This window comes from Actinokineospora spheciospongiae (assembly GCF_003182415.1).
Lineage (GTDB): Bacteria > Actinomycetota > Actinomycetes > Mycobacteriales > Pseudonocardiaceae > Actinokineospora > Actinokineospora spheciospongiae.
The window spans coordinates 138,072-158,776 of the sequence record NZ_QHCP01000006.1; the positions used below are offsets into that span (position 1 = coordinate 138,072).

The window sequence follows — 20,705 nt, forward strand, 5'->3', positions numbered from 1 at the left end:
CGCGCGTGTCTGAGTCACCGAGTGGGGACGGGCGGGTCGGCGACACCGCCACCCTCGGTCCCGAGGAGCGCGTCCGGCCGAGCTGGACGGAGTCCCTGGCCGCCTCGGCGAGCACGCCGGTCGGCGGGCCGCTCGGGGAGCACGCCGTGGTGGGCAGGCACTGGTTCTGGACCCCGCTGCGGGTCTCGCTGCTGCTGGCGGTGGTCGCGCTGTCGCTGGCCTGGTTCGGCAAGGCCGCGTGCGTGCAGCAGTACGACTCCGGCGACGGGCGGCTGGCGCTGGACTGGCGCTCGAACCGCCCGTACGTGGCGATGTGCTACTCCGACGTCGTCCCGCTGTACTCCGCCGAGCGGCTCGACCGCGGCGGCTTCCCGTACCTGACGAGCTGGGTCGAGCACGAGGGCAAGCCGAACGAGACCAAGCGGTACATGGAGTACCCGGTGCTCACCGGCCTGTTCCAGTGGGCGAACGCCAAGATGGCCCAGGGGTGGGTGCAGCTCGCGGCGCAGGGGTGGCTGCCGAGCGGGCTGCCGGTGGTCGTCTACTTCGACATCAGCGCGTTCTGGCTGGCCCTGGCCTGGCTGGTCACCATCTGGGCGACGCTGCGCACGGCCAAGCGCAGACCGTGGGACGCGGCGTTCATCGCCCTGTCGCCGCTGGTCCTGGTGCACGCGTTCACCAACTTCGACACCCTGGCCACCGCGTTCGCCGCCGCCGGGATGCTGGCCTGGGCGCGGAGGAAACCCGTGCTGGCGGGCGTGCTGCTCGGCCTGGGCGTGGCGGCGAAGCTCTACCCGCTGTTCCTGCTCGGCCCGCTGCTGGTCCTGTGCCTGCGGGCGGGGAAGATGCGCTCGTGGTGGCAGGCGACCGCCGCCGCGGCCCTGACCTGGGCGGCGGTGAACGCCCCGATCTTCCTGCCCGCGGCGACCCGCGAGGGCTGGTGGCAGTTCTTCACCCTCAACTCCACCCGCGACGCCGACCCGGACTCGATCTACAACGTGATCATGAAGTTCACCGGCTGGTCGGGCTTCGACCCGAACCTGCCCTTCGGCGAGTCGCCGTTCTGGCTGAACCTGGTCAGCGCCCTGCTGTTCCTGCTCGGCTGCGCGGGCATCGCGTTCATCGGCCTGCACGCGCGGACCCGGCCCCGGTTCGCCCAACTGGGGTTCCTGGTGGTCGCGGTGTTCCTGCTGACCAACAAGGTGTGGAGCCCGCAGTACTCGCTGTGGCTGATCCCGCTGGCGGTGCTGGCCGTACCGCGCTGGAAGCTGCTGCTCGCCTGGATGACCGTCGACGCCCTGGTCTGGGCCCCCCGGATGTTCTACTTCATGGGCGACTCGAAGAAGGGCCTGCCGGAGGAGTGGTTCCTGGGCACGGTGGTGGTGCGCGACCTGGCGGTGATCGCCCTGTGCGCCCTGGTCGTCTACGAGATCTACCACCCGACCCGCGACCTGGTCCGCGCTCTGGGCGACGACGACCCGGCTGGCGGTGTGCTCGACGGCGCCCCGGACAAGGTGGTCCTGCCCGCCCGGACCACCAGGGAACCCGAGCCGGTCTGAACAACCCGATCGCTGGATCGCCCGTTCGGGTGACACACTGCCCCCGGCTGGTGGTGGGATGATCGGAGGCTGTCGGTGGACAGAGCGCGGCGCGGGTTCTGGTTGGGGTTTCTGGCCTACCTGACCTGGGGTTTCTTCCCGCTGTACTGGCCACTGCTGGCGCCCGCCGGGGCGGTGGAGATCCTGGCTCACCGGATCGTGTGGTCGTTGGTGGCGGTGGGGGCGCTGATCGCCGTCACCCGGCGGTGGGGGCACCTGCGGGCGGTCCTCGCCGACCGGCGGCGGATGGGGTTCATCGCGGTGGGGGCGTTCACCATCGCCGTGAACTGGGGGATGTACATCTACGGGGTCAACTCCAACCAGGTGGTGGAGACCTCGCTCGGGTACTTCATCAACCCGCTGGTGACGATCCTGCTCGGTGTCCTGGTGATGGGGGAGCGGCTGCGGGCCGGGCAGTGGGCCGGGCTGGGGATCGCGCTGGCGGCGGTGGTCGAACTGACCTTCGACTACGGGCGGCTGCCGTGGATCGCGCTGACCCTGGCGTTCACGTTCGGCACCTACGGGCTGATGAAGAAGAAGGCCGACGTCGGTTCCTCGGAGGGGCTGGCGCTGGAGACGGTCATCCTGGCGCCGGTGGCGCTGGGGTTCCTGGTGGTGCTGAACCTGGGCGGTGGGGGCACGTTCGGGCACGCCGGTTGGGCGAACGCGCTGCTGCTCGCGGGTACGGGGGTGGTGACCGCCGTGCCGCTGCTGCTGTTCGGGGCGGCGGCGGTGCGGGTGCCGATGACCACGCTCGGCCTGCTGCAGTACTTCGTGCCGATCATCCAGTTCGCCATCGGGCTGCTGGTGTTCCACGAGTCGATGACGACCGCGCGGTGGGTCGGGTTCGGGCTGGTGTGGCTGGCGCTGGTCGTGATCACGACCGAGTCGCTGCTGCACCGCCGTCGGTCGGGGGCGCGGGTCGCGGACCGGCAGCCGCAACCGGTCGCCTGAGCCCGTCCGGCGGGCTGTCCCCGTCGTCTTGGCCGTCGAAGGTGTTGCGGGCGTTCAGGAAGGCGGTGAACAGGCCGACCAGCAGGGCGGCCCGGCCCCAGACGCCGATCATGACCGCCTGGGCGGCGAAGCCCTCGTAGACGCCCGCGGGCTCGTTCTCGGCGATCTCGGCGAACCACAGGAAGATGCCGATGCCCATCGCCAGGTCGGCGACGGCGTAGGCGGCGATCCAGCCCCAGCGGACCCGCAGCAGCACGAACATCGGCACCAGCCACAGCGTGTACTGCGGCGAGTGCACCTTGTGCAGCAGCAGGAACCCGCACAGCATCGCCGCCGACACCGCCACCCACGGGTAAGTGCCCTCGCGCCGGTGGCGGACCCAGCCGACGACGCAGGCGGCGGCGAAGGAGGCGATCACCAGCAGCGGCGAGGCGATGCCGATGACGTGGTGCACGGCCTCGTTCTGCGGGTCGGACTCCGGGCGCAGCCCCCAGTACCAGATCGAGTTGGCGGTGATGTCGGCCTTGCGCTGCCCCTGGAACACGAACGAGGCCAGCCAGCCGTCGAAACCGGCCACGGCGAACGGCACGTTGACCGCGACCGCGGTGCCCATCGCGATCAGTGCGACCTTGACCGCGCCCGCCACCTCGCGGGTCTTGCCCGCGGCCAGCTCGGCGCCGCCGCGCCCGCCGGTGAGGACGTAGAGCATCAGCGGGAGGACGAAGATCGCCGGGTACAGCTTGAAGGCGAACCCCAGCCCGAGCAGCAGCGCCGCGGCGTACGCGCGGTGCAGCAGGGGCCGCTCGACGCCCCGCCTGCCCCAGCCGCGGTACACCACGTAGACGGCCGCGGTCGCGCAGAGCACGACCGGCAGCTCCCAGTTGTGGAACGCGTAGAGGACGAGCGGCGGCGACAGCGCCCACAGCAGCGCCCGCCAGCGGGAGAGCCTGCCCAGCAACCAGGCCGTGAGCAGGCCGAACGGGGCCATCAGCAGCGCCGAGGCGAGCAGGAACCCGGCGTCGGTGTGCACGAACATCGCGCCGAGCCAGATCAGCAGGCCGGTGAGCACCGGGTACTCGACCGTGCCGCCGCTGAGCTCACCGCTGGAGTTGATGCCGCCGTCGACGTAGGGGAAGACGTGCCGGTCGACGTCGCGGCCGATCCACAGGAACTGGATGTCGGAGTAGCAGGCCTCGGCGTACTTGCGGTCGGCGAAGTCGGGTTGGCTGCGGCCCCACTGGTCGAACTCGGGGCCGGTGCAGCGGTTCTTGTTGGCGAAGCCGAGCACCAGGGTGACGCCGCAGAGCAGCACCAGCAGGGCCAGCGCGGAGCGGCCGAGCCGGGCGGCGCCGGTCCGGGTGCGCGGCACCGGTGCGCCGTCCGGGCGGTCGGGGGCCGTGTCCGCGGGCACGTCTGCGGGCACCGCCTTCACCGGCCGAGCGCCTCACGCAGGAAGGCGATGTCCGCGGCCTGGCCGTCGCCCGGGGTCTCCACCACCGCGGGGGCGTCGGCGGCGGCCAGCACGGCCACGAGCTGCTCGGCGTCGATGGTGCCGGTGGCGATGTTGTCGTGCCGGTCGCGGGCCGAGCCGAACTCGTCGCGGGAGCTGTTGAGGTGCACCAGGTCGATCCGGCCGGTGATGGCCCGCACCCGGTCGACGATGCCGACCAGGTCCTCCCCGGCGGCGAAGGCGTGGCAGGTGTCCAGGCAGAAGCCCGCGCCGAACTCGCCGACCTCGTCCCAGAGCCGGGCCAGCACGTCGAACCGGCGGGCCATGGCGTTGTCGCCGCCCGCGGTGTTCTCGATCAGGATCGGCACCGCGAAGCCGCCCTCGGCGTGCTGCCGCTCGAAGAACTTGCGCCAGTTGGTGATGCCCTCCTGCGGGTCCTCGCCCTTGGTGACGTGCCCGCCGTGCACGACCAGGCCCCGCGCGCCGACCTTGGCCGCCGCCTCGGCGTGCTGGGTGACCAGCTTGCGGGAGGGGATGCGGACGCGGTTGTTCGTGGACGCCAGGTTGACCACGTACGGTGAGTGCACGAACACGGTGAGGTCGGAGGCCAGCAGGGCGTCCGCCATCGGGTGCGGCGCGGGCGCCTTCCACCCCTGCGGGTCGGCGAGGAAGAACTGCACCACCTCGGCACCGCGCTCCCGCGCGGCAGCGAGCGGGTCGTCGTCGCGGACGTGGGCGCCGATGCTCATGGTCAGCGAGAGTAGTCGGCGAGGGTGACAACCAGCCCCCTCGCCCACCGTCGGAGCCGGGTGGGCGGGCACCGGTTGGGCCGGACGGGCGATCGTGAAGGAATTTCGGGGCAATGCCCGGCGTTGGCGTCACGGAGTCGGGTTACCGTCGTTCCTGCTAGTAGACAGCTCTCTCCGCACCTGGAGGACCTCGATGCAGCGCCGCGCCAAGACCCTCGCCACCGGACTGGTGTTGATGTTCGGCACCGCCACTGCCAGTCTCGTGCTCAGCCCGGGCACGGCGGTGGCCGCCGAACCGCTGGTGGCGGGCGACTGCGGGGCGTCCGTGCAGGGCACCCCCGGCCAGCCGGTCACGCTGAACGCGCAGGCCCTGGTGGGTCCGGTCAACGAGGTCATCAAGGGCGTGCCGCTGCTCGGGCGGACCCTCAGCGGCCTGGTCGGCGGCGTGGTCGGCACCCTCGGCCCGATCCCGATCGGCGCGCTGCCCGACGGCGCGGGCACGATCGGCGGTCCCGCCATCGGGTCGGCGGCGACCAAGGCGCTGGAGGGCACCCCGCTCGGCGCGATCGCGAAGGACGTCGGGAACCTGCTGGGCCGGACCTGCGCGGTGACCGTGCGGGGCGTCAACGCCGTCACGGCCCCGGTGCAGGACGGCGCGACCGACCTGGGCCGGAGCCTGCAAACGGGCACCGCCGCCATCCCGCAGTTGCCCGACCTGCTCCCCGGCGCCCCCACCGCGCCCGGTCCGGGCGCGCCCGGCGGCGGGAACCCCCCGGGCGGCGGCACGGGCAACGGCGGCACCACCCCGCCCCCCGGCGGCACCGCCCCGGGTGCGCCCACCCCCGGCACCACGACCGGCATCGGGCAGAGCCTCACCCCGAACGGCCTGGTCCCGCTCTACGGCGCGGGCAGCGGCACCGGCCGCTCACCGATGGCCGACTACGCCTCGCTGCCGTTCGCCAAGGCCGGGCTGTTCAGCCCGTCGCCCGGTGTCCGCTACGGCGGTTCGGTGCCCGGGTACTCGCCGCAGTTCGGCATCCTCGGCACCGAGGACACCGACGGCGTCGAGCAGGCGGGGCACGCCGAGGCGCTCGACGGCGTCGGCTCGAACCGGATCGCGGTGCCCGTTCTCCTGGCCGTCCTCGCGCTTTCGGGGGTCACCGCGACCCTCGTCCGGACCTGGGTGCTGCGCCGAACAGTCGCCTGACAACCAAACGCTCCCTTTTTCCGTCTATCGTTCACCCACACAGGTGAGTGAGGGAATGACGGAGGGTGTCAGCGCGTGCGCATCGGGGTTCGGCGGATCGCCAGTTCGTCCCTCCTCGGCCTGGTGGTCGGGTCCGCGTGCCTGGCGGGCGCGAGCCCGGCCGCGGCCGACCCGCTGAACCCGCTGCCGTTCCTCGCGCTGAGCTGTAGGCAGGACGTCGTCGCGTTCAAGGGCCAGCCGATCGTGCTGGCCCGGCTCGCGGTCAACGGCATGGTCACCGGGGCCGTCGCCGACACCCCCGGCCTCGGCGCGCTCACCGCGACCGCGGTCGGGCTGACCTTCCCGCTCGGCCCCGGCATCGAGGTCGGCGCGGTGCCCGACGGTACCGGCCGGATCACCCCGCGGGCGATCGCCGACGCGGTGGTCGCCCAGGTGCGGCCGATGCGGGAGCTCCGGGGCGCCGCCGACGCGGTGGCGGCCGAGGTGGCCGAGCAGGTCGTGGCCGGGTGCGGCATGACCGCGCGGGCGCTGAACCCGAGCACCCCCACCACGACCCCGCCCGCACCCCCGACCACCGCGAAGCCGCCGACGACCGCGCCCCCGGGCACACCGGTCGGCGAGGCGACCCCGCTGCCGCCGGTGCGGTTCACCCCGCCGCGGCCCGCCGCGAACACCGGCACCGCCCTGCCGCGCGACTACGGCGCCGTCCCCTACGCGGGCCCCGGCGGCGCGTACCGGCCGTCGGCGGCCACGGGCGTGCCCGGCTACGCGCCCCAGTTCGGCATCCTGGGCCAGGACGCGGGGGGCGTCGACGTGCGCACCGCGGCGGGCGGCGCGCAGGCGCTGCCCGCGTTCAGCCGGACCGGCGGGGTGGGCGTGCCGATCGTGCTCGCGGCCCTGTTCCTGTCCGTCGTCACCGGCGCCCTGGTCCGCACCTGGGTACTGCGCAAGAGCTGACCTGCGCCGACTGTTAGCCTGGTCGGCGCAGACCCTCCTGCCGCGGAACCTCCGCGGCCGTGAGCCCACAGGAGGTGAGTGGTCTTCATGCGTCATTACGAAGTTATGGTCATCCTCGACCCCACGCTCGACGAGCGCACCGTCGCTCCGTCGCTCGACACGTTCCTCAACGTGATCCGCACTTCGGGCGGGAACGTCGAGAAGGTCGACATCTGGGGCAAGCGCCGCCTCTCGTTCGAGATCAAGAAGCACGCCGAGGGCATCTACGCCGTGCTCGACATCAACTCCGAGCCGGACGCGGTGAAGGAGCTGGACCGCCAGCTCTCCCTGCAGGAGTCCGTGCTGCGGACCAAGGTCATGCGCCGCGAGACCGCCTGACAGCCGGGGAGGCACCACGATGGCTGGCGACACGACGATCACGGTGGTCGGGAACCTGACCGCCGATCCGGAACTGCGCTTCACCCCGTCGGGCGCCGCCGTGGCGAGCTTCACCGTCGCGTCGACCCCCCGGACGTTCGACCGCGCGAGCGGCGAGTGGAAGGACGGCGAGGCGCTGTTCCTGCGGTGCAACATCTGGCGGCAGGCCGCGGAGAACGTGGCCGAGTCGCTGACCCGCGGCGCGCGCGTGATCGTGAGCGGGCGGCTCAAGCAGCGGTCCTTCGACACCCGCGAGGGTGAGAAGCGCACCGTCATCGAGCTGGAGGTCGACGAGGTCGGCCCGTCCCTGCGCTACGCGACCGCCAAGGTGAACAAGGTGAGCCGCGGCTCCGGTGGCGGAGGCGGCGGTGGTGGCGGTTACGGCGGTGGCGGTGGCGGCAACTCCGCTCCGCCCGCCGACGACCCGTGGGGCTCCGCTCCGCCCGCCGGTGGCGGCGGTGGCGGCGGCGGCTTCAACGACGAGCCCCCGTTCTGACCAGGGCACCGCGCACCGATCCCCCAGACTCTTTCTCGACATAAGACCAGGAGTACCCAGTGGCAAAGCCACCGATTCGCAAGCCGAAGAAGAAGGTCTGCGTGTTCTGCAAGGACGAGAAGAAAGATCGTCCGGTGAACATCGACTACAAGGACACCACCCTGCTGCGGAAGTACATCTCCGACCGCGGGAAGATCCGGGCCCGCCGGGTCACCGGCAACTGCAGCCAGCACCAGCGCGACGTGGCCATCGCGGTCAAGAACGCGCGCGAGGTCGCCCTGCTCCCGTACACCTCGACCGCCCGCTGACCAGGAGAGGACGAAATCATGAAGCTCATCCTCACCACTGACGTCGACGGCCTGGGTGGTCCGGGCGACGCCGTCGAGGTCAAGGACGGTTACGGCCGCAACTTCCTGTTGCCCCGCGGCTTCGCCATCCTGGCGACCAAGGGCGCGGAGAAGCAGGTCCAGGTCATCCGCCGGGCCCAGGAGGCCAGCCGGATTCGCGACCTCGACCACGCCAAGGAGGTCAAGAACCAGCTCGCCAACCTCGGCAGCGTTCCGCTGGCCGCCAAGGCCGCGGCGGGCTCGGGCAAGCTGTTCGGTTCGATCACCACCGGTGACGTCGTCGCCGCGGTGAAGGCCGCCGGTGGTCCGGTCCTGGACAAGCGCGCCGTGGAGCTGGCCGGTCACATCAAGACCGTGGGCAAGCACCCGGTCTCGGTGCGGCTGCACCCGGATGTCACCGCCGCGTTCACCGTCGAGGTGAACGCCGCGAGCTGACGCTCGTACCCGCAACAGCCCCGCTCGGGCATCCCGGGCGGGGCTGTTGCGTTGTCCACAGGGTTGTCCACAGGGATGGGTCACCCACCGGAGCCACGGGCGTCACGACACGCCGACAACCGTGTCTCCCACGACACGCCGGGGCAAATTTTCCACAGCTTGTACACAGGGTCTGACCTGCGCTTCTTTTGAGGTGTTCGCAAGTTGTCCCCAGGTTGTCCACAGGTGGAACGGGACCTGTGCTCAGGTGGGCAGAACCATCCCCAAGTTATCCACAGGTGTGTCCCCAGCGTCGTTTGCATACGACCGTTCGGGGGTCATAGCGTCTCGTTCGTCGTACCGGACCCGTATCGTTCCCTTCGAACAGGTGTTCGAACACGTGGTCGGGAAGACGTGATCAGGGAGGGGGCCGCCCATGGCGTTGACAGACGACCGTTCCTTGCCGCCGATGCCGTCGGAGCAGGGGGGCGCCGACCGGCAGCCGCCCCAGGACCTCGCCGCGGAGCAGAGCGTCCTCGGCGGCATGATGCTGTCCAAGGACGCCATCGCCGACGTCATCGAGGCGCTGAGCCCCGGTGACTTCTACCGGCCCAAGCACCAGAACATCTACGACTGCATCCTCGACCTGTACGGCCGCGGCGAACCCGCCGACCCGATCACCGTCTCCGCCGAGCTGGAGCGCCGCGGCGAGCTGCTGCGCGTGGGCGGCGCCCCGTACCTGCACACCCTGATCGCCACGGTGCCCACGGCGGCCAACGCCGGGTACTACGCGGAGATCGTCGCGGAGAAGGCGATCCTGCGCAGGCTGGTCGAGGCCGGGACCAGGATCGTGCAGCTCGGCTACCAGGGCGCCGAGGGCGCGGACGTCACCGAGATCGTCGACCGCGCCCAAGCCGCGATCTACGACGTGACCGAGCGCAGCATGAGCGAGGACTACGTCGCCCTGGAAGACCTGCTGCAACCGACGATGGACGAGATCGACGCCATCGCCTCCCGCGGCGGCAACTCCCTGGGCATCCCCACCGGCTTCGCCGACCTGGACGAGATCACCAACGGCCTGCACCCCGGCCAGATGGTGATCGTCGCGGCCCGCCCCGGTGTCGGCAAGTCGACCCTCGGCCTGGACTTCGCCCGCTCCTGCTCGATCGCCCACAACATGACCAGCGCCGTGTTCTCCCTGGAGATGAGCCGCACCGAGATCGTCATGCGCCTGCTGTCCGCGGAGGCCAAGATCCGCCTCGGCGACATGCGCGGCGGCCGGATGAGCGACGACGACTGGACCCGCCTGGCCCGCAAGATGAGCGAGATCAGCGAGGCCCCCCTCTTCGTCGACGACTCCCCGAACCTGACGATGATGGAGATCCGGGCCAAGGCGCGGCGGCTCAAGCAGCGCCACGACCTGAAGCTGGTCGTGGTGGACTACCTCCAGCTCATGACCTCGGGCAAGCGCGTCGAGTCCCGCCAGCAGGAGGTCTCGGAGTTCTCCCGGCAGCTCAAGCTCCTGGCCAAGGAGATCGAGGTCCCGGTCATCGCGATCAGCCAGCTCAACCGCGGGCCCGAGCAGCGCACCGACAAGCGCCCCATGCTCTCTGACCTGCGCGAGTCCGGCTCCCTGGAGCAGGACGCCGACATGGTGCTGCTCATCAACCGCCCCGACGCCTGGGAGCGCGACGACCCCCGGGCGGGCGAGGCGGACCTGATCCTGGCCAAGCACCGAGCGGGCCCGACGGCCACCGTGGTGGTCGCCCACCAGCTCCACTACAGCCGCTTCGCCGACCTGGCCCAGGGCTGACCCCGTCCCGGCCTAGCCGGGTCGGAAGAAGGCGAGCAACCTCCGGGCGGCGTCCGGCGACATCAGCAGCTCCTGCATGTCCGCGGACATGCGGGCGGCAGCACTGGTGCGTTCGAACATCTCGCGCTCGTACTCCGCGACGGCGGTGGGGGAGTCGTCCGGGTGCGCGGCCAGCGCGAGGCCGAGCAGGGCGCCGTCGAGCAGCGCCATGTTGGCGCCCTCACCCACCGGTGGCATCAGGTGCGCGGCGTCGCCGAGCAGCGTGGCGCCCGGGGTCGACGGCCAGGTCAGGCCGACCGGGAGGGCGGCGATCGACCGGGGCACGACCACGTCGTCGCAGGCGGCGATCAGCGCGGTGAACCGCGGGTCCCAGCCCGCGAGCAGGTCGATCAGCCGCGCCCGGGCGGCGGGCGGGTCGTCGAACGGGATGCCGCTGGTGGCGAACCAGTCCTCGCCGGTGTTGTGGAAGCTGAGGCCGATGCGCACGCGGCCGTCGCCGTTGCGCTGCGCCGCCAGCGACTTCCCGTCGCCGAGCACCCAGTGGTTGCCGCGCCCGACCATCGCCGCGAGGTCGGGGTGGGTGCGGTCGATGTCGGGGATGCCGACCTCGACGACGTTCTGGCCGAGGTGCGCGGGCCGGGCGTCGGTGAGCAGCGCGCGGACCCGCGACTGCGCACCGTCCGCGCCGACCAGCAGGTCGTACGCCGCGCGGCTGCCGTCGGCGAAGCGCAGCACGCCGTTGTCGGCGGAGTCGAACGCGTGCCCCCAGCGGACCGCGCCCTCGGGGAGGGAGTCCAGCAGCAGGTCGCGCAGGTCGGCGCGGTCGACCTCGGGTCGGTCGAGCGGGGCGTCGTCGGGTGTGTCCTCCTGGAGCAGCAGGGTGCCGTCCGGCTCGAAGAGGCGCATGTCCTGGCCCTCACCACGGGCGATCGCGAGGAACCCGTCGAACAGACCGGCCTCGCGCAGCGCCCGCTGCCCCGAGTGGATGTCGAGCATCCCGCCCTGACCGCGCGCGCCGCGTGACGACTCGCGCTCGTACACGACGGCGTCGACGCCGTGCACGTGCAGCACCCGGGCGAGGGTCAGGCCGCCCAAGCCCGCTCCGACGATGGCGATGGTCATGGCTGCCTCGATTCACTGTATCTGTCGATACACTGTATCAAGAGCGGCGCTGTACCGTCCCCGTCATGCTGGTGTGGGAGCGGCCGGAGCCGCCGGACCGCCCGACGCCCGCCCCGCTGAGCCGGGAGCGGATCGTCCGGGCGGCGGTCCGACTCGCCGACGCGGACGGCCTGGACGCGGTGTCGCTGCGCAAGGTCGCCGGGGCGCTGGACGTCGGACCGATGCGGCTGTACGGCTACATCGCCACCAAGGAGGAACTGCTCGACCTGATGGTCGACGCGGTCCACGCGGAGATCCGGCCGACCGGCGACGGCTGGCGGGAGGTGCTGCGCTCCCTCGCCGAGACCACCCGGCGAGCCGCCCACCGGCACGAGTGGCTCGCCGACCTGATCGGCGGGCGGCCCCAGCTCGGGCCGAACACCCTGGCCAGCGGGGAGGCGGTGGCGGCCGGGATGGGCGGTGTCGACCTGGGCACCGTCGTGCCCGCGATCGCCGCGGTCAACGCGTACGTGATCGGGGCGGTGCGCCGGGAGATCACCGAGCGGCGTGCCGAGCGGGCCTCCGGGATGGACCAGCGGCAGTGGCAGGCCACCTTCGGGCCCTACCTGCGGCGGACCTTCGCCACCGGCCGGTTCCCCGCGCTGGCCGCCGTCGTCCACGACGGCCCCCACCTCGACGCCGACCGGACCTTCCGGGCCGGCCTCGACTTCCTCCTCGACGGCATCGGGGCCCGCATCGCGGGCTGACGCGCGACCGAGGACCGGAGCGGTGCAGGCATCAGTCCCCCTGCCCGGGTTGCCTCACGCCGAGGTCGGGGCCGCGGGGTGCGACAGGCGCTCGGTGAGCACCAGGGGGCCGTCGTCGGTGATCGCGATGGTGTGCTCGGAGTGGGCGGTGCGCGAGCCGTCGGCCGAGCGGATGGTCCAGCCGTCCGGGTCGAAGACGATCTTGTCGGTGGTGCGGGCGAGCCAGGGTTCCAGGGCCAGGGTCATGCCCGCGCGGAGCTTGAGGCCGCGGCCCGCGCGACCCCGGTTGGAGACGTGCGGGTCCTCGTGCATCGTCCGCCCGAGCCCGTGGCCGCCGAACTCGGTGTTGATCGGGTAGCCGTACCCGGTGGCGACCGCCTCGATCGCCGCCGAGATGTCGCCCAGCCGGTTGCCCGTCCGCGCGGCCTCGATGCCCGCGGCCAGCGCTTCCTCGGTCGCGCGGACGAGTCGCAGGTCCTCATCGGCGGGTGTGCCCACGATGACGGTGCGGGCGGAGTCCGCGACCCAGCCGTCGATGCCGACCGCGAAGTCCAGGGTGAGGACGTCCCCGTCGAGCAGCGCGTAGTCGTGCGGCAGCCCGTGCAGCACCGCGTCGTTGACCGCCAGGCAGATGACGTTGCGGAACGGGCCGTTGCCGAAGGACGGGGCGTAGTCCCAGTAGCAGGACCGCGCCCCGCGCTGCTCGACCATCTTGCGGGCGTGGTGTTCCAGGTCGAGCAGGTTGACCCCCACGTCGGCCAGGTCACCGAGCTCGGTCAGGACCTGGGCGACGAACCGCCCGGTGGTGTGCATCCGCTCGATCTCCGCGGGCGACTTCAACTCGATCATGGGTACCCCCGTGCCGTTCGTTGGTATAATAATACCAACGTAGCACTTGCGGTATTAAAATACCAGCCGTACCCTGGTGCCGTGGTCCGCAACCCGCTCACCCCCGAACAGGTCGAGGCAGGCAGGCGCCTCGGGCGGCTGCTGCGCGAAGCGCGGGCAGACCGCGACCCCGCCGACGTGGCGCGCGCGGCGGGCATGTCGCCGGAGACGCTGCGCAAGATCGAGACCGGCAGGCTCCCGTCCCCCTCCTTCGGCACGATCGCCTGCCTCAGCGAGGTGCTCGACCTGCCGATCCAGGACCTGGCCGCCGCGTGGCGCGACGGCCCGCGGCTCGAAGCGGCCTCGTAGCAGCCGCCGCGGGCGAGTCCCCCTAGAGCTGGTTCTCACCGCCGTCGACGTAGAGGTTGGCGCCGAGGACGAAGCTGCTCTGGTCCGAGGCGAGGAAGGCCACGGCGGCGGCCACCTCCGCCGCGGTTCCCACCCGGCCCAGCGGGACCGCCGCCACGAAGCCCGCCCTGACCGCCTCGGCGTCCTCCTCGCCGACCATGCCGACGATCGCGGGGGTGTCGATCGCGCCCGGCGAGATCGCGTTGACCCGGACGCCCCGCCCCTTGAGCTCGTTGGCCCAGGTCCGGGTGTAGGAGCGCAGCGCCGCCTTGGTGGCCGCGTACGTGCCGAACGCCTCGACGCCGTCGTCGGCGCGGACGGACAGGTTCAGGATCACCGAGGCACCCGCGTTGAGCAGCGGCAGCGCCTTCTGCACGGTGAACAGGGTGCCCCGGACGTTGACGCCGAAGATCCGGTCGAAGTGCTCCTCGGTGGTCTGCTCCAGGGTCGCGAAGGCCGCCGTGCCCGCGTTGGCGAACAGCACGTCCAGCCCCGCGCCCCGGGCGCGGACCGCGTCGTAGAGCCGGTCCAGGTCGGCCGGGTCCGAGATGTCCCCCGGCACCGCGGTAGCCGAGCCGATGGCCTCCACCGCCGCGTCCAGTTCGCCCTCGCGCCTGCCGGTGACGAAGACGTGCGCGCCCTCGGCCGCGAGGCGCACGGCGGCGGCCAGGCCGATCCCGCTGCTGCCGCCGGTCACCACTGCCGTCTTGCCTTCGAGCTGCCCCATGTCCCAACCTCCTGAAAATTCAGCACCGATCGGTACTGAAAGCGACCGTAGCACTTCCAGACCGTTCGGTACCAAAGGCGTATGCTCCGGGGGTGACCGATCACCGGAAGGCCCCCATCGGCAGGCCCAGGGGGTTCGACGTCGAGCAGGCGCTCAAGCGCGCCATGCTGGTCTTCTGGGAGCGGGGCTACGAGGGGGCCAGCCTCACCGACCTGACCGGCGCCATGGGCATCACCAGGACCAGCATGTACGCGGCCTTCGGCAACAAGGAGCAACTGTTCCGCAGAGCCGTGGAGCTCTACACCGGGGGACCCGCCTCATACGGGTTGCGGGCTCTGGAGGAACCGACCGCCAAGGCGGTGGCCACGGCCTTCCTCAACGGCACGGTCCAGGCCACCACCCGCCCCGACTGCCCCTCCGGGTGCCTGGGCGTACAGGGATCACTGGCGTCCGGCGACCTGGGCAGGCCCGCCCGCGACGTGCTGACCGCGTGGCGCAACGACGCGCGCCTGCACCTCGAACGGCGCTTCCGGCGGGCCATCGACGAGGGTGACCTGCCACGGGACGCCGACGCCGGTCGGCTCGCCCGGTACGTCATGGCCGTCTCGTTCGGCATGGCCGTCCAAGCCGCCAGCGGCACCAGCCGCGACGACCTCCAGGCGGTCGCCGACACCGCACTGCGCAACTGGCCACCGGCCTGAGCGCTGCCGGTGGCGACGCCCCCGGTCAGGCGGGTTCGGCCGCGCAGGCGAGGTCGTGCGCCGGGCGCTGCCCGGTGGTCAGGAACGCCGTCACCGCGTTGTCCGCGCACGTGTTCCCGCCGGTCCGGTAGGCGCCGTGGCCGCCCTGGTCGGCGGTGACCATCCGGGCCCGGTCGCCGAAGGCCCACCGCAGCTCGCGGGCGCCGACCAGGGGCGTTCCCGGGTCGCGGAGGTTCTGCACCATGAGCACGTTCGACGGGCCCCGGTCGCCGATGCGCACCTTCGGCTCGACCGGGTCGAACGGCCAGAACGCGCACGGCCGGACGTTGGCCGTGGCCGCGCCGAGCATCGGGTGGCGAACCCGGTCGAGCGCGACGTCCCACTGGTACGCCGGTACCGACCTGGACCAGCGGGAGTCGCCGCAGATCACGGCGAAGTGGCTGGAGAACATGTTGTCGTCGTCCTGCGCGGCGGCCCGCGCGGCGGTGTCGCGGGTCGGCCCGGTCAGCGGGGTGCTCGTGTCGAACGCCTGCCAGATCTCGGCCAGCGCGGGCAGTCGGCTGTTCAGGTAGAGGAGGCCGAAGGTGAGCTTGCGGAACTGCGACCCGTCGAACCCCTGCTCCGGCGTCCGGTCCAGCCGCGCGGCCAGGTCGAAGTACTTCGCGGTCACCTGCTCCGGGGTGATGCCCAGCCCGTACTGGGGGCGGGCGGCGGCGAACGCGGCGAAGTCCGGGAACCGGTCCTGCATGCCCCGGCCGTACCGGCGGACGGCGGTGCTGTCCAGGCCGCCGGGGCCCACGTTGCTGTCGAGCACGACGCGGTCGCTGCGCTCGGGGAACAGGGTCGTGTAGACCGCGCCGAGGTAGCTGCCGTAGGAGCCGCCGTAGTACGAGGTCTTCGGTTCGCCCAGCGCCGCCCGGATGCGGTCCATGTCGCGCGCGGTGTTCGCGGTGGTGATGTGCGGCAGCAGCGGTGCCGTCGGCGCGGCGGCGCACTGCCGGGCGACGGCCCGCGCGGCCCCGGCCTGCTCGCGGACGTCGGCCGCGTCGTGCGCGTACGGCGGGGTCAGGCCCGCGACCTGCTGCTCGGCTGTGAGGTCGCACGTCACCGGCGCGCTGTGGCCGGTGCCGCGCGGGTCGAACCCGATCACGTCGTAGGTGTCCAGCACGCTCTGCGGCAGCAGGGGCGCGAGGTCGACCGGGAAGTGCAGCCCGGCCAGTCCGGGGCCACCGGGGTTCACCAGCAGCACGCCGCGCCGCTGCGCCGGGTTCTTGCTGAGCAGGCGGGAGATCGCCACCTCGATCGTCTGGCCGCCCGGGTTCCGGTGGTCCAGCGGGACCGGGAGCGTCGAGCACTCCAGCCCCGGTTCGGCGACCCCCGCCGGGCACGGACCCCAGTCCAGGCTGCTCGGTGGGGCCGCTGCCGACACCCCCGGGAGCACGGCCGTCGCCACCGCGGCGGCGGCGAGGGCCACGGACAGGTTCCTGCGCATCTTGTTCCTCCTGGTCGGCGTACCGGTTGTCGACCAGTGGAAACCATGCCGCTGCGGCACGGTCAAGCGCGGCCGCGGACAGCGGAGGACCCCGGGAGCGGGTGCTCCCGGGGTCCTCCGTCCGTTCGAGCGGCGGTCAGCCGATCTTGGGGAAGGTGCCGAACAGGTCGGCGAGCTTGGACTGCGTGTCGGTCAGGGAGGTCAGACCGGACGCGCCGGTCGCGGGCAGGGTGTGCACCTCCGGCACCTCGAAGAGGTCACCGGCGAACATGCCCGACGCGGCGTCCAGGCCGGGCATGGTGAAGACGTCGGTGCGGAAGTCCCGGGGGTCCATCGTGTGGAAGCGGCCGGGGAGGTTGTCGCCCAGGCCCGCCGGGAGGACACCCACGACGGTGTCCAGCAGGGCGTCGGTCGGGAGGTGACCGAGGGCGTTGCCCGCAGGCCGGGTCACCCCGGCGACCGGCTCGGCACCGCCGGTGGCGGGCAGGTCCCGGCCGGAAAGCTGGGGCACGGCACCGAGCGGCAGCAGGCCGTTGGACGGGAGCTGGGCGAGGGCGTTGGTGGCAAGCTGGGTCACCCCCGCGATCGGGAGCTGCGGCAGGTCCCGGCCCGGCAACTGGGGCGCACCACCGACCGGGAGCGGGGGCACGCCGATGTTCTGCGGCACCAGACCACCGGACTGGAGCTGCGCCACACCGCCCGTGGGCAGCGGGGTCGACCCGCCGTTGGGCAGGTGCGGCAGGCCACCCACCGGCTTCGGGGGCAGGTCGCGACCCGTCAAGCGGGTGAGGTCCTGGGCCAGCAGACCACTGTTGTTGAGGTGCGCCACGCCACCGGCGGGCAGCGCGCCGCCGTTGGGGAGCTGCGGCAGGCCGCCGATCGGCGGCTGGGGCAGGCCACGACCCGCCGACCGGGCCGGGTCGCCGGGCAGCAACTGGGGCACCAGGCCACCGGACTGGAGCTGCGCCACACCGCCCGTGGGCAGCGGGACCGCCCCACCGTTGGGCGGCTGCGGCACACCACCCGTCAGCGGCTGGGGCAGCCCACCGGTCGGGAGTTGCGGCACACCCGCCGGGAGCTGGGGCACGCCGGTCGGGAGCTGGGGCACACCCGCCGGGAGCTGCGGCAGGTCGCGGGATGCCAACGGGGCCATGCTGTTCGTGACCGCCCTGCTCACGCCACGGCCCGCGATCTGGGTGAGCTTGCCCACCGGGAGGCCGATCGCGCCGTCGATCGGGATGTTCCCCACCGATCCCACGGGCTGCTGCCTGCCCGCGGTGCCCGCGGGCACGTTGGGCACGCCGTCCGTGGGCATGGTGGGCACGCCGCGCACCGGCACCCCGGCCGGGGCACCCGTGGGCCAGGCGGGCTGGCCGTACGGCGCGTGGGCCGGGTTGCCGTACGAGGTGGGCATGGCGGGCCTCGGCATCGCGGGCATCGGCATGGTGGGGTGGTCGGCGCGACCCGCGGCACGGCCCGCGGGCCTGCTGCCGATGAGTCCGCCGTCGCTCGCGCGGGTCAGGCCGCCGAGCAGGCCGCCGCCCAGCAGGCCGCCACCGCCGTTGCCGCCGCTGAGGAGGCCGCCGACGAGCGGCAGGCCACCGGGGTTGGACAGGCCACCGAGCGGGCGGCCCAGCGTGCCCAGCGGGTTGCTGCGGGCGTGGTTGAGGACCGTGGGGGGCTTGGTGAGCGGCAGCGCGCCCACGGGCGGGAGCTCCAGCGGCTTCTCCTCGCCGACCGCCACGTCGTTGGTGTGCTTGGCGTCGGTGACGGCGTCGGCCAAGACCTTGATCGGGACGTTGTAGATCGGGGCGTTGACGCCGATCGGGCGGACGCCGTGCAGGCCGGACAGGTTCTTGTTCTCCCCGCTGGTCTCGGAGTGGCCGCCGGCGGAGCCGGTGGTGGTGTGGTCCGAGGTGCCACCCGCCTGGGCGGCGCCCGCGCTGACGGCGTCACCGTGCACCTGGGCCAGCGAGGCGGCCGGGACGTCGAACAGGTTCCCCGACACGTGGCCGCCGCGGCCGTCGGTGGTCGCGTTGCCACCGGAGGTGCCGGTGGTCTGGCTGGTGGAGCTGGACGCGCTGTCGGCACCCGCCACCGCGACGGGGGTGCCCGCGGGCTGCACGACCGGCAGCAGGGCCGGGCTCACCACGTTGCCGGACGCGTTGCCCGACTGCCCGCTGGTGGCGGTGGTGCCGCCCGCGGTGGTGGCGGTGGTGTTGGCGGCCAGGGCGGTGCCGCGGCCGAACACGGCGACCGAGTCGCCCGCGCCCTGGGCGGCACCCGCGGTCGGGGTGGAGATGATGTTGCCCGAGCCGGAGCCGTTCGAGCCGTCGGTGCCCGCGGCGTTGCCGGACACGGCGCTGGTGGTGTTGGTGGCGTCGGCCGAGCCGATGCCCGCGACCACGCCGTTGGCGCCGAAGCCCTGGGCGGGCAGCGCGCTCGGGGTCTGGGCGATGTTGCCGGAGAGGACGCCGCCGACGCCGGAGGCGGTGGACGTGCCGCCCGCCCGGGTGGTGTCGTGCAGCGCGGCGGTGCTGCCGGTCCTGGCGCCGGTGCCGAGGGCGTTGCCGAAGAACTGCACCGGGGTGGCCAGCGGGACCTGCACCAGGTTCGCGCCCGCCACCGCGCCGTCGTCGGCGGTGTTGGCGCTGCCGCCCGCGACGGTGTCCTTGCGCTGCGAGCCGGAGAAGTCGACGGTGCCGAGGGCGCCGCCGCCGTTGCCGATGCTCTCGACCGGGGTGGCGACCGGGACGACCACGCCGTTGCCGCCGCCGACGGAGTTGTCGCCGGTGCTGCCCGCGTCGCCGCCCGCCTGGGTGCTGACGGCGTGGTCGCAGGTGGCGGACGTGTCGCCCGCACCGGCCAGGCCGCTGCCGCACAGGTCGACCGGGCCCGCCACGGGGGCGCTCACCAGGGCGCCGCCGAGGGTGCTGTCGCGGCCGTGGGTGTGGGTGTGGCCGCCCGCGTCGGCGGTGGAGCTGTGGGTGTCGGCGGCGGTGGAGTTGCCCACGACGCCCGCGGCGGTGCCGATGACCTCGACCGGGGTGGCGGCGGGGGCGGTGGCGGTGCTGCCGGAGAGGACGCCGTCGGCGCCGTCGGTGCGGGTGCCGCCGCCCGCGCCCGCGGTGGCGGTGGCCGCGCAGGTGGCGTCGGAGTTGCCGACGACCCCGGCGGTGGCGCAGTCGAGGGTGGTCGGGGTGGCGGCGGCGGGTTGCAGGACGTTGCCCGAGACCACCGAGTCCGGCGCGTAGGTGGTGACGTAGGTGGGGTAGCCCGCGAAGTCGGGGGTTTCCGCACCCGCCTGGGCGCCCGCGGTGTTGTGCGAGGTGGACTCGGCGATGCCGAACACGCTGAGCGCCTGGCCGCTGGCGTGCACCGGGGTGGCCACCGGGACGGCGCCCGCGTTGCCCGCGGCGACGGCGCCCGTGCCGTCGGTGGTGAGCACCCCGCCGGAGGCGGCGGTGGCCGACGTCGCGGAGTCGGTGGTGGCGTTGCCCGCACCCGCGACCGCGTTGCCGTTGAGCTGCAGCGGGGTGGCGCCGTGCAGGGCGCCGGTGTTGCCCGCGAGCACCCGACCGCGGCCGGAGGTGGTGGAGCCGCCGCCCGCGGTGGCGGACTGGTCGGCGGTGTTGACCACGTCGGCGTCGTCGACGGCGCCCACCGCGTTGCCGGTGACCTGGACCGGGGCGGCCCAGTCGAGGGCGACGACGTTGCCCGCCAGGGCGCGGGTGGAGCCGTCGGTGGTGATCGGCCCGGTGGTGCCCGCCGCGGTCTGGCCGGAGGTGTTCTCCGCCTTGGCGCCGCCGCCGAGGGCGACGGCGTTGCCGGAGACGTCGACCGGGACGGCGAGTTCGCCGCCCGCCCGGTTGCCGCGCAGCGTGGTGCCGCCGAGGGCGGTGGCCTTGGCGGTGGCGGCGTTCGCGGCGGGGGTCGCCGTGTGCGGCAGCCGCTTGGTCAGCGCGCCGGGGGCGACCGGGACCTCGGCGTCGACCGCGGGCAGCGCCCGCTGGCCCACCGGGGTGCCGATGACGTTGTTGTCCAGGTGGATCGGGACGGCGATCGCCGCGTCCAGCGGGGAGGCGGGCCGGTCGGGGTTGACGTCCTCGTCTGCGGAAGCGATGCCGGTACCGAGCATCAGCAAACCACCGGTGACCAGCGCGGTGTGGATTCCGCGCTTCGCCCAGGTCTGCATTCTGGTGTTCTCCTTCAGTGTTTTTCCCATACGGGGGTTTCCCTGGCGGGAGGTGCACGGGCCACCGGACGCGCTGGGCGTCGG

Annotated in this window: 19 protein-coding genes; 12 read left to right on the top strand and 7 right to left on the bottom strand. The window is 73.1% G+C overall.

All coding sequences use genetic code 11. The features are described from left to right. Positions 1-5 precede the first annotated feature (5 nt). A complete protein-coding gene (locus DFQ13_RS18045) occupies positions 6-1,559 on the top strand; it encodes a glycosyltransferase family 87 protein (RefSeq protein ID WP_110080653.1) in 1,554 nt (517 codons plus the stop codon). A gap of 75 nt (positions 1,560-1,634) precedes the next feature. After that, a complete protein-coding gene (rarD, locus tag DFQ13_RS18050; RefSeq protein ID WP_035289940.1) occupies positions 1,635-2,552 on the top strand; it encodes an EamA family transporter RarD in 918 nt (305 codons plus the stop codon). Here the strand turns inward: rarD and DFQ13_RS18055 are convergent. Beyond that, positions 2,476-3,984, bottom strand: coding sequence for a glycosyltransferase family 87 protein (locus DFQ13_RS18055; protein WP_407643178.1), 1,509 nt, complete (start codon positions 3,982-3,984; stop codon positions 2,476-2,478). The two genes, rarD and DFQ13_RS18055, sit on opposite strands and share 77 nt — an antisense overlap. Then, the gene (locus DFQ13_RS18060; protein ID WP_110080654.1) at positions 3,981-4,751 is read right to left on the bottom strand and encodes a deoxyribonuclease IV; all 771 of its coding nucleotides are present in this window, start codon (positions 4,749-4,751) and stop codon (positions 3,981-3,983) included. The genes DFQ13_RS18055 and DFQ13_RS18060 overlap by 4 nt, the downstream gene beginning before the upstream one ends. Positions 4,752-4,944: 193 nt before the next feature. On the opposite strand from DFQ13_RS18060, the gene DFQ13_RS33915 reads away from it, so the two are divergent. The 7 genes from DFQ13_RS33915 to dnaB all read left to right on the top strand — a co-directional run bounded on the left by DFQ13_RS33915 (position 4,945) and on the right by dnaB (position 10,402). After that, positions 4,945-5,958 carry a hypothetical protein gene (locus DFQ13_RS33915; protein WP_110080655.1) on the top strand — a complete coding sequence of 338 codons (1,014 nt, stop codon included), beginning with the start codon at positions 4,945-4,947 and terminating at the stop codon, positions 5,956-5,958. 75 nt (positions 5,959-6,033) lie between these two features. Further along, on the top strand, positions 6,034-6,915 hold the full coding sequence (locus DFQ13_RS18070) for a hypothetical protein (RefSeq protein ID WP_110080656.1): 882 nt from the start codon (positions 6,034-6,036) through the stop codon (positions 6,913-6,915). 87 nt (positions 6,916-7,002) lie between these two features. Further along, on the top strand, positions 7,003-7,293 hold the full coding sequence (rpsF, locus tag DFQ13_RS18075; RefSeq protein WP_084176427.1) for a 30S ribosomal protein S6: 291 nt from the start codon (positions 7,003-7,005) through the stop codon (positions 7,291-7,293). A 19-nt stretch (positions 7,294-7,312) separates the two neighbouring features. Continuing rightward, the gene (locus DFQ13_RS18080; RefSeq protein ID WP_035289930.1) at positions 7,313-7,828 is read left to right on the top strand and encodes a single-stranded DNA-binding protein; all 516 of its coding nucleotides are present in this window, start codon (positions 7,313-7,315) and stop codon (positions 7,826-7,828) included. A 59-nt stretch (positions 7,829-7,887) separates the two neighbouring features. Then, positions 7,888-8,136: a 30S ribosomal protein S18 gene (gene rpsR / locus DFQ13_RS18085; protein WP_035289928.1), complete on the top strand. Its 249-nt coding sequence runs from the start codon at positions 7,888-7,890 to the stop codon at positions 8,134-8,136. Between the two features lie 15 nt (positions 8,137-8,151). Continuing rightward, complete coding sequence (gene rplI / locus DFQ13_RS18090; RefSeq protein ID WP_035289926.1) at positions 8,152-8,610, top strand: 50S ribosomal protein L9; 459 nt, start codon at positions 8,152-8,154, stop codon at positions 8,608-8,610. A 415-nt stretch (positions 8,611-9,025) separates the two neighbouring features. Then, positions 9,026-10,402 (top strand): replicative DNA helicase, encoded by a 1,377-nt coding sequence (gene dnaB, locus DFQ13_RS18095; RefSeq protein ID WP_110080657.1) that lies wholly within the window; start codon positions 9,026-9,028, stop codon positions 10,400-10,402. Between the two features lie 12 nt (positions 10,403-10,414). Here dnaB and DFQ13_RS18100 read toward each other — a convergent pair whose 3' ends face one another. Further along, a complete protein-coding gene (locus DFQ13_RS18100; protein ID WP_110080658.1) occupies positions 10,415-11,524 on the bottom strand; it encodes an FAD-dependent oxidoreductase in 1,110 nt (369 codons plus the stop codon). Positions 11,525-11,589: 65 nt separating this feature from the next. Between DFQ13_RS18100 and DFQ13_RS18105 the strand changes: the two genes are divergently transcribed. Next, positions 11,590-12,270, top strand: coding sequence for a TetR/AcrR family transcriptional regulator (locus DFQ13_RS18105; RefSeq protein ID WP_035289920.1), 681 nt, complete (start codon positions 11,590-11,592; stop codon positions 12,268-12,270). A gap of 54 nt (positions 12,271-12,324) precedes the next feature. Here the strand turns inward: DFQ13_RS18105 and map are convergent, their stop codons facing one another. Beyond that, on the bottom strand, positions 12,325-13,119 hold the full coding sequence (map, locus tag DFQ13_RS18110; RefSeq protein WP_110080659.1) for a type I methionyl aminopeptidase: 795 nt from the start codon (positions 13,117-13,119) through the stop codon (positions 12,325-12,327). 81 nt (positions 13,120-13,200) lie between these two features. Between map and DFQ13_RS18115 the strand changes: the two genes are divergently transcribed. Further along, complete coding sequence (locus DFQ13_RS18115; RefSeq protein ID WP_035289914.1) at positions 13,201-13,467, top strand: helix-turn-helix transcriptional regulator; 267 nt, start codon at positions 13,201-13,203, stop codon at positions 13,465-13,467. Positions 13,468-13,489: 22 nt separating this feature from the next. On the opposite strand, the gene DFQ13_RS18120 is transcribed toward DFQ13_RS18115, so the two are convergent. Next, complete coding sequence (locus DFQ13_RS18120; RefSeq protein ID WP_110080660.1) at positions 13,490-14,233, bottom strand: SDR family oxidoreductase; 744 nt, start codon at positions 14,231-14,233, stop codon at positions 13,490-13,492. A gap of 92 nt (positions 14,234-14,325) precedes the next feature. On the opposite strand from DFQ13_RS18120, the gene DFQ13_RS18125 reads away from it, so the two are divergent. After that, positions 14,326-14,934 carry a TetR/AcrR family transcriptional regulator gene (locus DFQ13_RS18125; protein ID WP_233438469.1) on the top strand — a complete coding sequence of 203 codons (609 nt, stop codon included), beginning with the start codon at positions 14,326-14,328 and terminating at the stop codon, positions 14,932-14,934. Between the two features lie 25 nt (positions 14,935-14,959). Here DFQ13_RS18125 and DFQ13_RS18130 read toward each other — a convergent pair whose 3' ends face one another. Continuing rightward, positions 14,960-16,426, bottom strand: a complete 1,467-nt coding sequence (locus DFQ13_RS18130) for an alpha/beta hydrolase (protein ID WP_110080661.1) — start codon at positions 16,424-16,426, stop codon at positions 14,960-14,962. A 136-nt stretch (positions 16,427-16,562) separates the two neighbouring features. Then, entirely contained in the window at positions 16,563-20,621 is a 4,059-nt protein-coding gene (locus tag DFQ13_RS18135) for a beta strand repeat-containing protein (protein WP_110080662.1), read from the bottom strand. Between the last annotated feature and the right edge of the window lie 84 nt (positions 20,622-20,705).

Coding starts and splice junctions, on each gene's coding strand:
- DFQ13_RS18120 (WP_110080660.1), bottom strand. CDS start 14,233: ATGGGGCAGCTCGAAGGCAAGACGGCAGTGGTGACCGGCGGCAGCAGC.
- rpsF (WP_084176427.1), top strand. CDS start 7,003: ATGCGTCATTACGAAGTTATGGTCATCCTCGACCCCACGCTCGACGAG.
- DFQ13_RS18130 (WP_110080661.1), bottom strand. CDS start 16,426: ATGCGCAGGAACCTGTCCGTGGCCCTCGCCGCCGCCGCGGTGGCGACG.
- DFQ13_RS33915 (WP_110080655.1), top strand. CDS start 4,945: ATGCAGCGCCGCGCCAAGACCCTCGCCACCGGACTGGTGTTGATGTTC.
- DFQ13_RS18100 (WP_110080658.1), bottom strand. CDS start 11,524: ATGACCATCGCCATCGTCGGAGCGGGCTTGGGCGGCCTGACCCTCGCC.
- map (WP_110080659.1), bottom strand. CDS start 13,119: ATGATCGAGTTGAAGTCGCCCGCGGAGATCGAGCGGATGCACACCACC.
- DFQ13_RS18135 (WP_110080662.1), bottom strand. CDS start 20,621: ATGCAGACCTGGGCGAAGCGCGGAATCCACACCGCGCTGGTCACCGGT.
- DFQ13_RS18105 (WP_035289920.1), top strand. CDS start 11,590: ATGCTGGTGTGGGAGCGGCCGGAGCCGCCGGACCGCCCGACGCCCGCC.
- DFQ13_RS18080 (WP_035289930.1), top strand. CDS start 7,313: ATGGCTGGCGACACGACGATCACGGTGGTCGGGAACCTGACCGCCGAT.
- DFQ13_RS18060 (WP_110080654.1), bottom strand. CDS start 4,751: ATGAGCATCGGCGCCCACGTCCGCGACGACGACCCGCTCGCTGCCGCG.
- dnaB (WP_110080657.1), top strand. CDS start 9,026: ATGGCGTTGACAGACGACCGTTCCTTGCCGCCGATGCCGTCGGAGCAG.